This is a genomic window from Rhizobium phaseoli, assembly GCF_010668805.1.
Taxonomy (GTDB): Bacteria; Pseudomonadota; Alphaproteobacteria; order Rhizobiales; family Rhizobiaceae; genus Rhizobium; species Rhizobium phaseoli_A.
In genome coordinates, this window is the sequence record NZ_WUFT01000002.1 from 298,878 (window position 1) to 313,208 (window position 14,331).

A 14,331-nucleotide genomic window follows, 5' to 3' on the forward strand; every position below is an offset into this window, starting at 1 on the left:
TGCCCATCAAGACGACGGTCCTTTGAGAAAGATCGTCGCCAGCGGCGGCAATGTCAACGACAGCGAGGCTGCCCTGCCGTGGGCGGGTACGGGTTCGCTCGACAGCGCACCGTTGACGAGGCCGGAGCCGCCATATTCCCGCGCGTCCGTCGTAATTCGTTCGACCCACACCCCGTCATCAGGCACACCGATCCGGTAGCCGTAACGCGGTACCGGCGTAAAGTTCGAGACGACCAGAAGCGAGGAAGCGGGGTCCGGGGCATAACGGAGCATGCCGAGGACGGAATTGACGGCATCATCGGCAACCGCCCATTCGAAGCCTTCAGGATGGAAGTCGCCGAATTGCAAGGCGACTTCGTCCTTGTAAAGACCGTTCAGATCCTTCACCAGCCGTTGAATGCCGACATGCTGAGGCCTGTCCAGGACATCCCAGGTCACCGACGCGTCGTGGTTCCACTCGCCCGGCTGGGCGATTTCGCTGCCCATGAACAACAGTTTCTTGCCGGGATGGCCCCACATGAAGGCGAGATAGCTGCGCAGATTGGCGAATTTCTGCCATTCGTCGCCCGGCATCTTCGTCAGCAGTGAGCCTTTGCCATAGACGACCTCGTCATGGGAAATCGGCAGCATGAAACGCTCGGAATAGGCGTAGATCATACCGAAGGTCATCGTGCCATGGTGATGGCTCCGATAGACCGGATCTTTTTCGATGTAGCTCAGGCTGTCATGCATCCAGCCCATATTCCATTTGATGTCGAAACCGAGGCCGCCCTGCTCGGGCGGCTTGGTGACACCAGGCCAGGCCGTCGATTCCTCGGCGATCATCATCGCATGCGGGCAACGCTCGTGAATGATGCTGTTCAGGTGCTTGAAGAATTCGACCGCTTCCAGATTTTCGCGGCCGCCATATTGGTTGGGAATCCACTCGCCTTCGTTGCGGCTGTAGTCGCGGTAAAGCATGGAGGCCACGGCATCGACGCGCAGCCCGTCGATATGGTAGCGCTCGAGCCATTCGAGCGCACTGGCGATCAGAAATCCCTTCACCTCATTGCGGCCGAGATTGTAAATCAGCGTGTTCCAGTCGCGGTGAAAGCCCTCGCGCGGATCCTCGTGCTCGTAAAGCGCGCTGCCGTCGAAGCGGGCAAGTCCCCAGACGTCAGTCGGAAAATGAGCCGGCACCCAGTCCAGGATGACGCCAAGCCCTGCCCCATGGCACCGGTCGACGAAATAGGCAAAATCTTCCGGCGTCCCATATCGGCCGGTCGGGGCAAACAGGCCGAGCGGCTGATAGCCCCAGGAGCCACCGAACGGATGCTCCATGATCGGCAGCAGCTCGATATGGGTAAAGCCCATGTCCCGGACATAGGGCACAAGCCGCTGGCTGAGCTCGACCCAGTCGAGCGACCTGTTGCCATCCTTCTGGTCGCGGAGCCACGAACCGACATGCACCTCATAAACGGAGACCGCCCCCTCCAGCCTCGCCTGCCGGGATCGGCCCTTCATCCAGCCGTCATCGCTCCATCGAAAGGGCGTCGACGATGCGACGATGGAGGCTGTGGATGGGGCGGCCTCACTCGCTCTCGCCACCGGATCGGCCTTATGCGGCAGGCAGGTTCCCGCAGCATCGACGATCTCGAACTTGTATCTTTCGCCAGGCGCCAGCCGGGGGATGAACAGCTCCCAGACGCCCGCCGATTGTCTCAGCCGCATCGGGTTTCGCCGGCCGTCCCAAGCGTTGAAGTCGCCGACGACCGAGACGCGCCGCGCGTTCGGAGCCCAGACGGCGAAACGAACGCCTGATATGCCGTCGATCGACATCGCCACGGCGCCGAGCGTCCGGCTCAGGCTATAGTGGGTGCCTTCCGAGATCAGATGGAGGTCGAGTTCCCCGAGCAGCGGGCCGAAACTATAGGGGTCCTCGGTAATCTGCACCGCATCCGGCCACGTGATCCGCAGACGGTATCCCGCCCTGGCGACTGTCGCCGCGGCAAACAGGCCGGAGGGGTGGGCAATGCTGAAAGGCGTCACCACGCGATCGCTCGCCGCCTCGATCAAATCGACGGCTTCGGCTCCGGGAAGGTAAACCCGCACGATCGTCATGCCGCTGCTCTCATGGGGGCCCAGGATCGAAAACGGATCGCCGTGGCGTCCCTCGATCAGGGCGTGGAGCGCATCCTGTCCGATGCCTGCCAGAAGTTCCGAGCGCTCAACATTCATGCCGGGACCCCCGCCAGACGCGAGACGATTTCGGTGAAGCCGGAGAGCGGAATCGGAAGCCATTTCGGCCGGTTGCGGGCTTCATAGGCAATCTCATAAGCAGCCTTTTCGAGAAGAAAGGCATCGAGAACCCCCCGTCTTTGGTCGGATGGCATGTCAAGCGCCTTCGATGCCGATACCGCCTGCGAATAGGCATCAAGGAACGCCTCCTCCGCCTGGCGCCCGAAGCGGGCGATGGCGCCGCGCCGAACTTCGTTTTCGTGTTCGATGACGGCGTCGTTGTCGAGCTGGGCGGTGGCCACGAGATAGCTCAGCGACCTCAAAAGCCCGGCGACATCGCGCAGCGGGTTGGTCTTGGCGCGGCGCTCGGCCAGGTTCTTCGCGGGCTCGCCCTCGAAGTCGATAATGACGGCATCGCCCTCGCTGACGAGGATCTGGCCAAGATGGAAATCGCCATGTGTGCGCGTCATCAGCGTATTGCGTGCGGCCTCGGCGAGCTTCGCGGCAAGCTCTTCGAGTTCTGTGCGGCGCTTCAGAAGCGGTGCTGCGAGCAGGTCGATCGCCGGATCGGCATTCTCCTCGCGCTCGGCAAGTTTCGACATGGCATAGGCGACCTCGCCGGCAACCGCCTTCTTCATCGCCTCGACCTCGCTGTCGCCGGCGAAGACCGGGCTGAAGGCTTCGTCGCCGGTCTCTCCTGCGAGCACAACATGCAGTTCGCCCAATCTCATGCCGACCATCGCGACGAAGCTGATCAGCGGTTGGAAGACGTCGTCGCCCGGTTGGACGGCCGGATCGTTCAGCACGAGTTCGTCTGCCCCACGGCGCAAATTGTTCAACATCCAGTTCCAGGCATCGCCCTGATTGCGGATCGCGCCTTGGACGATGATCAATGTCGAGCGGCGTCCGCTGGAGTCCGTGTGCGCGACCTCACCGAGCAAGGGCGCCGTGTGGTCATAGCCGGCGCCGGTGAGATAGCGTGTCATCTCGACCTCCGGATGAATGCCGGGGAAGATGTGCCTGATCAGCTTGATCATGGCGAGGTCGCCGACGATCAGCGAACTGTTGGACTGCTCGGCTGATAGCCAATGGACCGGAAGGTCGTCGGTGATGGCGAGACGGTCGAGCCGCTCCGTGCCGAGAAATTCTAGCGTACCGGTGCGGCCGGTGATGCGCGAGCGGTCTCCAAGTCCGCGCAAGATGCCGCGCGCCATTGCCTCCACGGCAAATCCGTCCGTCAGGAAGCCGACGCGCCGGCCCTGGCGGATCCGTCCGAGCGCGAGCTGCTGGGTTAGCGCTGATGGTTGCGCATCGTCCCAGGCAACTGCCAGCGGCAGTTGGTAGGATTCGCTATGGTTCGGCAGCACGGCCTCCAATTCACCGAGCACGATTCCGTCGGCAAACGGGATCGGCGTTGCGAAGATCAGACGCGCCGCCTGCAGCGGCTGATCCTTCGCCCCGAACCACCGCCGCTTCGCCAGATAGGCAGGCAGAATTTCATTGCTGAGAACACGGGCGAGCTTGGGCTCATCGACAAGGTCGAGCAGGCCGCGGCGGGTGACCATCGTCACCAGATCGGGAAGCTGCTCGGGCGGCGCGGTGCGCCATGCCGGCGGGTCCGCATCGGCCTCCAGCTGGAACCAGAAAAATCCGTAGGGCGGCAGTGTCAGCAGATAGGTCAGCTGGCCGATCGGCGGAAAGGGCGACATGCCGGTCAATTCGATGGGCACGCGGCCTTCGAAGCTTGAGAGGTCGAGTTCGACGGCCTGGGGCAGCCGAGAGAGATTTGCGACGCACATCAGGGTCTCACCCTCATATTCCCTGAGATAGGCAAGGATCTTGCGGTTCTCCGGCGCGAGGAACCGCAACGAGCCACGGCCGAAGGCCGGATGCCTGCCGCGCAGCGCCAGCATCTTGCGCGTCCAGTTGAGCAGCGAATGCGCGTCCGTGCTCTGCGCCTCGACGTTGACGGCCTCGAAACCGTAGAGCGGGTCGGCGACCGGCGGCAAGACGAGACGCGCCGGGTCAACCCTGGAGAAGCCGCCATTGCGGTCCGGAGACCATTGCATCGGCGTCCTCACCCCGTCCCGGTCGCCGAGATAGATATTGTCGCCCATGCCGATCTCGTCGCCGTAATAGATGACCGGCGTTCCCGGCATCGACAGAAGCAACGCGTTCATCAGCTCGATCCGCCGGCGGTCGCGCTCCATCAGCGGCGCCAGGCGCCGCCTGATACCGAGATTGATGCGGGCTCGCTTGTCGGATGCGTAGGTTTCCCAGAGATAGTCGCGCTCGGCATCGGTCACCATTTCGAGCGTCAACTCGTCGTGGTTGCGCAGGAAGATCGCCCATTGGCAATTCTCCGGAATCTCCGGCGTCTGCCGCAGAATATCGGTGATCGGAAACCGGTCCTCCTTGGCAATCGCCATATACATGCGCGGCATCAGCGGGAAGTGGAAGGCCATGTGGCATTCGTCGCCGTCGCCGAAATATTCGCGCGTATCCTCCGGCCATTGATTGGCCTCAGCCAGCAGCATGACGCCGGGATGGGTGGCATCGAGCGCGGCACGGATGCGTTTGAGGATCGCATGGGTTTCGGGCAGATTTTCGTTGATCGTCCCTTCGCGCTCGACAAGGTAGGGGATCGCGTCGAGGCGGAAGCCGTCGATACCGGTTTCCAGCCAGAAGCGCATCACCTTCAGCAGTTCTTCCATGACCACGGGACTGTCAAAGTTGAGGTCAGGCTGGTGGGAATAGAAGCGGTGCCAGTAATAGGCGCCGGCCACAGCATCCCATGTCCAGTTGGATTTTTCCGTATCGATGAAAATGATGCGCGTTTCCGGGAATTTCTGATCTGTATCCGACCAGACGTAAAAATCGCGCTCCGGCGATCCCGCCGGCGCCTGGCGCGCGCGCTGGAACCAGGGATGCTGGTCGGAGGTGTGGTTGATGACGAGCTCGATAATGACGCGGATATTGCGCTGGTGGGCGGCGTCGACGAAGGCGCGGAAGTCCTCCAACGTGCCGTAATCGGGGCTGACATTGCCGTAGTCGGCGATGTCGTAGCCGTCGTCGCGGCGCGGCGAGGGAAAGAACGGCAGCAGCCAGATGGCGTTGACGCCGAGCGCTGCGATGTGATCGAGCTTGGCGTGCAGGCCGGCAAAGTCGCCGACGCCGTCACCATTGGCGTCGTAGAACGACTTGATGTGCAGCTGGTAGATGATCGCATCCTTGTACCAGAGGGGCTGCTCAATGCCATCGGGGTTCATCGTGTCCATTCATGCCTCCACTGCTCGAACGCGCCAGATCGCAAAGGGCAGGATCTCAGGATTGAGGCTGACGCTCTGCCGTTTGCCGGTCCATTTAAAACGATGCCCGCCGATGAGATCCTCCGCATCCAGCGCGCCGCCGTCGCCGAGTGACCAGTGCCAGAGCGGCAGTTCGACATCGCTTTGCTGAAAATTGTGAGGGTCGAGGCTGATCGCGATCAGCAGGACATTGTCGCGGGCCTTGCTCGCCTTTTCGAAGAACAGGATATTGTCATTCCAGGCATTCAGCAGCGTCAGCCCGAGATGCGAATGCAGCGCGATATTTTCGTTCCTGATACGGTTGAGCATGCTGATTTCGCCGACGATGTTGCCCGGCCGGTCGTAGTCCCAGGCGCGGATCTCGTATTTCTCGCTGTCGGCATATTCCTTGCGCTTGGCATCGGGTCGCCCCTCGCAAAGTTCGAAACCGTTATACACGCCCCACAGGCCTGACAGGGTGGCGGCAAGGGCTGCGCGGATCAGGAAGGCCGGGCGCGGCGCGTTCTGCAGGAAGTCGGGATTGATATCATGGGTGTTGACGAAGAAATGCGGGCGGAAGAACTCCTTCGCCTCCGTCTCCGTCAGCTCCCGCATATATTGCTCGAGCTCCCATTTGGCATTGCGCCAGGTGAAATAGGTGTAGGACTGGGAAAAGCCGATCTTTGCCAGCCTGTACATGACCTTCGGCTTGGTGAAGGCTTCCGACAGGAAGACGACATCGGGATGACGTGCCCTGATATCGCCGATCAGCCATTCCCAGAACGGAAACGGCTTGGTGTGCGGATTGTCGACGCGAAACAGCTTGACGCCCTGGTCGACCCAAAGCTGAACGACATCCCTAAGCTCAACCCACAGCGAAGGCAGTGCATCCCTGGTGTAGAAATCGACGTTGACGATGTCCTCGTATTTTTTCGGCGGGTTTTCGGCATATTTGATCGTGCCGTCGGGACGCCAGTCGAACCAACCGGGATGTTCCTTCAGCCAGGGGTGATCCGGCGACGCCTGAATGGCGAGGTCGAGGGCGATCTCCAGGCCATGCCGGCCCGCCGCCTCGACCAGCCGGCCAAAATCCTCGAACTCGCCGAGTTCGGGATGGATGGCATCGTGGCCGCCCTCCTCCGAGCCGATGGCATAGGGGCTTCCCGGATCATCAGGCCCGGCCTTCAGGCTGTTGTTGCGGCCTTTCCGGTTGGTCGAACCGATCGGATGAATCGGCGGGAAATAGAGCACGTCGAAGCCCATAGCGCGGATGGCGGGCAATCTCGCGATGACGTCGTCGAATGTGCCATGCCGATCCGGATCGCCGCTCTGCGAGCGCGGAAAAATCTGGTACCAGCTGGCGAAGGCGGCGGCCTTGCGTTCGGCATCGACGGCGCTTGCCACAGAGCGAAGCCGAAACGGCCGCCTGTCGGCCTTGTTCATCAGTTCCGATATCTTGGGATCGAGCAGGATCGCCGTGCGCTCGGCATCCGGCGCCTGTTCGAGACGGTCGGCAAGGGCCTTCAATTCAACGCCGAGCGCTGAGCTGGCTTGCGTCTCGGCCGAGCGGACGATATTTAACCCCTCCTGCAGCTCGAGCTTCAGGTCCAGCCTGGCATCGTTCTTCTTCGTCAGTTCATAGCGAAAGATCGCAAACAGGTTCTTCCAAGTCTCGACGGCAAACTCATAGCGGCCGGTGCGCTCCAGCAGGAATTCGCCGCGCCAGAGGTCGTTTTCGACCAGTTGCATCTCCGTCTCGTTCCAGTCTGCCCCATCGAGCGGCCGCCAGAGCAGGACCGCGGCGATCGGGTCGTGGCCGTCTGCGAATATATCTGCCTCGACGCTGACGATGTCGCCGACCACTCGCTTGACTGGGAAGCGCCCCTCATCGACGCGCGGCAGGATGTTTTCGATGGCAAGTCGCGGCGACGCCGTCGCCTGCTCGATATCGAGAATGGGCCGGGATGTGATCGGCGCCGGCGCCTTGCCTTCGATGACCAGCGTCTCCCCTGCCCGCAGCCGTAGAGCCGCGCTGTCGGCAGCGACGGGAAGAAAACCCGAAGCAGCTTCGCGAAGTGCCGTAACCGGCGCCGCCGCGCTTTTCCGAAGGTCCCTGTTGATTAAGATGAAGCGCACATTCTCCGCGCTGCGAAGGTCTTCCGCCGCCGATTGCAGAAGGGCTGAGACCGGGCCATTGGCGTTGCGGATGAGCCGAAGCGTTGCTGCAAACGCATCTGGGTTCTGGCGGATTTCGGTGTTCGCAAGGCGAATTTGAGAGGAGATATCGAAAACGAGGTCATGGCGCAGGCCCCGCAAGCCCGTTCCATTCCCATGGGTCGGGTCGAGCGGCATGGCTGCGCCATATTCGAAGCCCATCGGAACCATTACGCCGCCGCCGAGCGCGGCGGCAAGACGCAGTGCCCGGACGGCGCGCCGTTCGAGGATTTCGCGGCTCTCGGTCCCGTGCGCGATCCGCCGGGCGAATGGCGGCTCCGGAAAGGCGATCTGGCGGCCGAGCGGCGTCTGCACCCGGTGTTCTTCGACAAACCATCTCTCGTCGAAATCCCACCAGGCCATCGATGAAAAACATCCATCGAAGCCTGCATCCCGGACCGCCTCCCTTGCCCCGAAATCGGTGCCGGGTGTCCAGGCGAAGAATTGCGCATCCGCCGTCTCGCGGACCGCCGAAATCAACGACTTGAAAAGCGTCGGCGCGGCGCGATCGATCCCGAGCATCCGGTAGCCGGAGAGGCCTAGACCGGCCAGCCTTCGCAGCCGGTCGGTCCATTCTTCCAATAGCCGGGACTGAGAGTCCGCTGCCATCGCGGACATCGGCTCCGCCGGGTCCAACGGTGAGCGACGGGGGTCGACAGGACGAAAGCCCGCTTCGGGTTTCCGAGCCTTGCCGTCGAGCATCAGGTCCATCATCAAGGCGACGCCGCGGTTGCTGGCGGCCTCCGCCAACCGCGCCACTCCATCCTCGACCGCGCTCCCAAGCGACAGCTGAGGATCGAGGCGATCGAAGTCACGCGGGGCAAACACACTGCACTCCGCGCCCCGGTCGAAGAGAGGCGCCGTCAGCACACGATCGAAGCCCGTATCGGCCGCATGGTCGAAAACTTCGCGCCATGCATCGATGCCCTGGAGAAGAAGCGGATTGACATAATAGATCCGGGGTGGGGTGCTCAACACACCCTGGTTTGTAGAAAATCGCATCGGCCGCCGCCTCGAGTTGCTTTCCATGCAAACTTCCCTTGGCGGTGGTTGTTCCACCAAAACCGGCAATTCGCGATGCGCTGAGATCACCGATCGCATAGACGGTTGCTCATCAACGGCGCTCAATGCTGCAGAGAATGCTTGAGGATTGACGCCGCTTTTGGTTAGTCTTGCCTCTTCCAGGAGGGTGACCCATTTGGCTGCTGACATCGCATCAATGTTTCGAACGATACTCTTGCCTGCACCCCCTACAGCGTGCGTCTTGTCCCTCGCCTCCTGGAGCATCGACACCGATCGCTCTACCCCTGACAAGCAGGGCCTGTTCGAGATCCGCGAGGAGGCCGGGCGTTTCATCTCACGTGAGAACGCCAAGGGGAGTGAGCAGTGGCAAGCGTTGGAGCCCAACGCGAAGGTACTGGTTCCTCGATGCGCGGTCCCGCTTCAATCACAATGGACGCCGAAGAGCCTCGGCCGTTCGAAACCCAGCGTCATGGTGATGTGCGCAGCCGCAGTGCCGAACACCGTGATGAAAACTTGGGATGTGCATGTCCCCGTAGAGCGGAAGTCGCAGCTAAGGGCAGGCACGCGGGCAAGATTTGATGTACTGAATGAAAACACTCCGATTGCAATAGAGACAACCAGACGTGGATGTATCGGTAGAACTGTGCTCCTATCCCGGGCTTGACGACCGGATCGTGATCGTTCGGGCAGGCGACGAAGTCGATGGCGTGTTTGTCCGGACCGAGAGGTTCGACGTCCTGATCGATACGCTCGGGACGCCCGAATTATGCCGGATGGCGTTGGATCTGCTTGAAGAGAAGGCTGCAAACCGCCCGCTGATCGTCATCAATTCGCATATGGATTGGGATCACTTCTGGGGAAATGCCGCCATTGCAGGCCGCGCTCCCATCATAGCGCATGCCGCGGCGCTCGACCGCTTGCGTGACCCCTCGGCGCAGCAGATCCTCAGAGACAAGGCGAGCCAGGGATCGCGGTTTCGCAATGTCGAGCTCGTCGGCCCCGATATCACCTTCTCCGGCTCGATGGCCCTCAATGGCGGCGATCTCACCCTCCAACTGATCCATACGCCCGGACACACGCCCGACCATATCGCCGTGTGGATCCCAGAACTTCGCATCTGCCTGGCGGTCGATGCGGTGGAATACCCCATCCCCGAAGTCTGGAGCAAAAGCGCTGAAGACCTGCGCCTGATCCGTTCCTCGCTGGAGCGGATCCGTGACCTTGATGCAAGACTGGTCATCCCGGCGCATGGCCAGACGTCTTCACCTTCGACGGTGAATGCGAACCTCGTCTATTTCAAAGCTCTGGCCGCTCGTGTCGATGGGTTGAGCGAAAGCCAGTTGGAGGATGGACACCTCAGCCGCTCAAGCGGCTTCCGGCTTGAAGATTTCGTCACCATTCCCGCTGGAATGCCTGTGGATACGGTGACGTTCTACCGGGACTGCCACGAGACAAATCTTGGCGCCACGGTTCAGGCCCATATCGAAAAACGGAATCACGCATAGGGGTTCGCAGGCAGGAGGCCATAACGTGAAACCATTGGAGGGCGGGCGAGCCGGGCAAATCTGGCGTGACGGCAACACTGTCATCAGACCATCAGGCGCATGGACGCCCACGGTGCACCGGTTTTTGCGGCATCTCAGGGCCAGAGACTTTCTGGCTGCGCCGGAGCCGATCGACATCACAGGGGAAGGCCAGGAGATCGTCAGCTATGTCTCCGGGCGCGTCTGCGAAGACTTGCGTGACCCATTTGTCGGATCAGAGACCATGCTGATTTCTGCAGCCAGGCTTCTGCGCGATTTTCACTCGGCATCTCAGGGGTTTCTGGAGAGAGATGGCGAGGTCAGACATGGATGCTGCCGTCGCAGGAACCGCGCGAGATCGTCTGTCACGGAGATTATGCGCCTTACAACGTCGCCGCGGCAGAGCATGAGGCTGTCGGGATCATCGATTTCGACGCCGCTCATCCCGCGCCGCGCCTATGGGATCTGGCCTATGCTGTTTACCGCTGGGCGCCCTTGTCCGATCCTTCCAATCCCGGCGTGATATCAGGCCTTGATGAACAGCTGCGGCGGGCGGAAATCTTCTGCATGGCTTACGGCATGACGGCAGAAGAGCGCCACCAGCTGCCGGAGACGATCTGTAGGCGGCTTCAGGCGCTCGTGAATTTCATGCAAACAAGGGCCTCGGCCGAAGACGGGACCTTCATGGAGGACGTGGCTGCAGGGCACGCCAGGCTGTATCTAAGCGACATCGATTATATCAGCAAACATCGAGATCAGCTGCTACGCGCGCTGCGGTGACGCGCCTCCAGCAATTACAGCCACTTCCTTCGGCGGAAGAAGCCGAACAGGCCCAGACACAAGACGGCAATGACACCGAGCACGATGAAATAGCCATACTGGGTTTTCAGTTCGGGCATATCGCTGAAATTCATGCCGTAGATACCGGCGATCGCGGTGGGGACGGCGAGGATCGCTGCCCAGGCGGCAAGCTTGCGGGCAATCGCCGTCTGCTCCGTCTGGCCGATCATCACGCTGGCCTCGAAGGCGAAGGCCAGCACCTCGCGCAGCGCGTCGATATCTTCCTGAACCCGGCGCACATGATCGGTCACATCGCGAAACAGCGATTGCAGCGTCGGATCCATGCCGGGAAGATCGACATGCTCATATCGCCGGCAGACGTCGACGAGCGGCACCACGGCATTGCGCAGCCGCAGAAGTTTGCGGCGTAGGAGGTAAAGCCGCTCGATGTCGGACTTTGCCAGCTGTTCGCGCAGCACCAGATCTTCAAGTTTTTCGACCTCCTCCTGCACGACCTCGATCACCGGCATGTAGTTGTCGACGATGAAATCCAGGATGGAATAAAGAATATAATTCTCGCCGTGGGCCAGCGCCGTCGGCGTCGCCTCGCACCGCTGCCGCACTGCCAGGTACGAGGACGAGTCCCCGTGGCGGACCGAGACGACATAACCGCGGCCGACGAACAAATGCGTTTCGCCGAAGACGATTTCGTCATCCTTCATATGGGCGGTCCGGGCGACGATGAACATTGCGTCCCCATAGATCTCCAGCTTCGGTCGCTGGTGGGGTTGTGCCGCGTCCTCGATCGCCAAAGCATGCAGATTGAACTCGGCCTGGACTTGGTGCAGCAGCACTTCATCCGGCTCGTGCAGGCCGATCCAGACGACGGCATTCTCCCGCCCTCGCCATTCACCGGCCTCTTCTATCCTGATGTCGCGAATGCGTTGCCCATGCTGGTAAACGGCAGCAGCCACGACGCCGGGACGTTCATAAGGCGGCGATGTCGAACCGCTGCCGGCCCGCGGGGAAACACTGCGTAGATCCTTCAGCTGTTCCAAATCCTGCCGTCCTCCACTCCCGCACGGATCACATATCCGCGGCCCATCCGTCTGCCGGTCAGGCGGTCAGCCCATCATAATGCTATTTCATAAAACATGCATCCGCCTCGATGCCCCGGGTTGACCAAGCGCCTTCACAATCGTGCGCTGAACGACGGCCTTTGGATTTCTGCGGGTACTTTCCAAAAAGGTGGTAAACGGCGTTTTACATATTGAGCAAATCGTTAAATTGTTTTTGTTAGAAACTCCTCATCCAGTCCGGTCAGAAGCCGGAAGTTCGATCGAGGACTTTCAATGCGTCGCCCAAACATCAAATCCAGTTTACTGTTGATCTTCAGTGGCATAGCTATTCTTTTCGGTCTTGTCGCCTATCTCGCGGTCGACGGTCTTCGCAAGACGAACGGCTCGACGGAAGAAATTGCTACCGACTGGCTGCCGAGCGTGCAGGCCTCTCAGGCGATCAACCTCGCCATGACGAATTTGCGCCTCACTTACCGCGATCACGTCATTGCACAGTCCGAGGCGGATAAGAAAACACGCGAGGAGGCCATCAAGGTCGCCGAGGATACGATTCGTAAATCCGCTGACGCCTATCTTCCGCTGGCCTCCTCCGATCGGGAGCGCGACCTGATCAAGACGATCAAGGAAAGCGTCGAAGGCTACATCGCCAGCAGCGCGCAGTTGCTCGATCTTTCCCGCGCCAACAAGACCGAAGAAGCCGGGAAATACCTCGGCGCAGGGATGCGCTCATATTCGGACAAGCTCAAGGAAGCCACGGCCGCCTTGGTCGAATTGAACGTCATCGGCAGCAAGAAGGCCGCCGACCTCAGCACAGAAACCTTCGCTTCCATAGAATTCTATCTGCTTGCAACGATCGGTGTTGCCGGATTGCTCGTTCTCGGCGCTGTCGCCTTCGTACTGACGAGCATCGCCAATCCGATCACAGGCATCACCGCTTCGATGCGACGGCTGGCCGACGGGGACACTGGTTCGGAGATCCCGTTTGCCGACCGCGCCGACGAAATCGGGTCGATGGCGGGGGCGGTTGAAATCTTCCGCCAGGCCGCGATCACCAACAAGCAGATGGCGATGGAAGCCGAAGAGAGCCGCAATAGAGCGGAGACCGACCGCGTTTCCGCACAGAGGCAGGCCGAAGCTGACGCCTCGGAGCGGCTACGCATCGCCACCTCGGGCCTCGCCGCCGGTCTAAAGCGGTTGGCCGCGGGCGACCTGGCCTTCCAGCTCAACGAGGCCTTCGCACCCGACTTCGAGGCGCTGCGCCATGACTTCAACCAGTCGGTCACGCAGCTTGGCACAACGCTTCGAGCCATTTCCGAAAGCATCGGCACAATCGATGAAGGCTCGCGGGAGATCTCCTCGGGTGCGGGCGATCTGTCAAAGCGCACGGAGGAGCAGGCAGCGTCGCTTGAAGAGACTGCGGCTGCGCTGGAAGAGATCACGGCGAATGTATCGAACTCCAGCAAGCGAACCGAAGAGACGCGCACGGTCGCCACGGAGGCAAATCGCAGCGCCGGCATCTCTGCCGAGGTCGTGTCCCACGCCGAGAAGGCAATGGAGCGGATCGAGACCTCGTCTCAGCAGATTTCCAACATCATCAGCGTCATCGATGAAATTGCATTCCAGACCAATCTTCTCGCGCTGAATGCCGGCGTGGAAGCGGCAAGAGCCGGCGAGGCCGGCAAGGGCTTTGCCGTCGTCGCCCAGGAAGTGCGCGAACTTGCACAGCGTTCTGCAACGGCTGCCAAGGAAATCAAGGGTCTTATCCAGAACTCCTCGAAAGAGGTGGAAAGCGGTGTCAAGCTCGTGCGCGACACCGGCCAGGCCCTGAAGACTATCGGTGGCTTCATTAGCCAGATCAATCACCATATGGATTCGATCGCCACCTCGGCGAAAGAGCAATCGGTCGGCCTCAGCGAAGTCAACGTCGCCGTCAATCGCATGGATCAGACCACGCAACAGAACGCGGCCATGGTGGAACAATCGACCGCTGCATCCGATTCGCTAGCCCAGCAGGCCCAGACGCTGCGAGAACTCGTCAGTCAGTTCAGGCTCGACGACGCCGCGTCTAGCCAATCCTCAGCCCTTCGCTCCGCCGCTAGAACGATGGAGCAACCAATGGCCCGCGCAACGGTGCATGCAGTCGCCGCACGCCGCTGAACTATCGGCAACAGGAGCCGACAAAAACGGCGCCCGGCAATGCCGGGCGCC

At 61.1% G+C, this 14,331-nt stretch carries 6 protein-coding genes and 2 pseudogenes; 4 read left to right on the top strand and 4 right to left on the bottom strand.

Annotated features, from left to right (window positions below):
• Positions 1 to 6 precede the first annotated feature (6 nt).
• From glgB to GR197_RS04595, 3 genes are read right to left on the bottom strand one after another with little or no spacing between them, the layout of a single operon-like run.
• Positions 7 to 2,217, bottom strand: a complete 2,211-nt coding sequence (gene glgB / locus GR197_RS04585) for a 1,4-alpha-glucan branching protein GlgB (RefSeq protein WP_164007011.1) — start codon at positions 2,215 to 2,217, stop codon at positions 7 to 9.
• Positions 2,214 to 5,495 carry a maltose alpha-D-glucosyltransferase gene (gene treS, locus GR197_RS04590; RefSeq protein WP_164007013.1) on the bottom strand — a complete coding sequence of 1,094 codons (3,282 nt, stop codon included), beginning with the start codon at positions 5,493 to 5,495 and terminating at the stop codon, positions 2,214 to 2,216. Before treS ends, glgB begins: the two co-directional genes overlap by 4 nt.
• On the bottom strand, positions 5,496 to 8,720 hold the full coding sequence (locus GR197_RS04595) for an alpha-1,4-glucan--maltose-1-phosphate maltosyltransferase (protein WP_164007015.1): 3,225 nt from the start codon (positions 8,718 to 8,720) through the stop codon (positions 5,496 to 5,498).
• Between the two features lie 217 nt (positions 8,721 to 8,937).
• On the opposite strand from GR197_RS04595, the pseudogene GR197_RS32255 reads away from it, so the two are divergent.
• The 3 genes and pseudogenes from GR197_RS32255 to GR197_RS04605 form a co-directional block, all read left to right on the top strand.
• A pseudogene (locus GR197_RS32255) lies at positions 8,938 to 9,285 on the top strand (hypothetical protein); the annotation flags it as partial.
• 79 nt (positions 9,286 to 9,364) lie between these two features.
• Positions 9,365 to 10,246 (top strand): MBL fold metallo-hydrolase, encoded by an 882-nt coding sequence (locus GR197_RS04600; RefSeq protein WP_164007017.1) that lies wholly within the window; start codon positions 9,365 to 9,367, stop codon positions 10,244 to 10,246.
• A 25-nt stretch (positions 10,247 to 10,271) separates the two neighbouring features.
• Positions 10,272 to 11,044, top strand: a pseudogene (locus GR197_RS04605) (phosphotransferase enzyme family protein).
• A 14-nt stretch (positions 11,045 to 11,058) separates the two neighbouring features.
• On the opposite strand, the gene GR197_RS04610 reads toward GR197_RS04605, so the two are convergent.
• Positions 11,059 to 12,102: a magnesium and cobalt transport protein CorA gene (locus GR197_RS04610; RefSeq protein ID WP_164007019.1), complete on the bottom strand. Its 1,044-nt coding sequence runs from the start codon at positions 12,100 to 12,102 to the stop codon at positions 11,059 to 11,061.
• A 294-nt stretch (positions 12,103 to 12,396) separates the two neighbouring features.
• Here GR197_RS04610 and GR197_RS04615 point away from each other — a divergent pair, with 294 nt between their 5' ends.
• A complete protein-coding gene (locus GR197_RS04615; protein ID WP_164007021.1) occupies positions 12,397 to 14,280 on the top strand; it encodes a HAMP domain-containing methyl-accepting chemotaxis protein in 1,884 nt (627 codons plus the stop codon).
• Positions 14,281 to 14,331: the final 51 nt, after the last annotated feature.

What these genes read in the sequence shown, in the direction of transcription:
- glgB (WP_164007011.1), bottom strand. Translation starts at nt 2,217, where the DNA reads ATGAATGTTGAGCGCTCGGAACTTCTGGCAGGCATCGGACAGGATGCG.
- treS (WP_164007013.1), bottom strand. Translation starts at nt 5,495, where the DNA reads ATGGACACGATGAACCCCGATGGCATTGAGCAGCCCCTCTGGTACAAG.
- GR197_RS04595 (WP_164007015.1), bottom strand. Translation starts at nt 8,720, where the DNA reads ATGCGATTTTCTACAAACCAGGGTGTGTTGAGCACCCCACCCCGGATC.
- GR197_RS04615 (WP_164007021.1), top strand. Translation starts at nt 12,397, where the DNA reads ATGCGTCGCCCAAACATCAAATCCAGTTTACTGTTGATCTTCAGTGGC.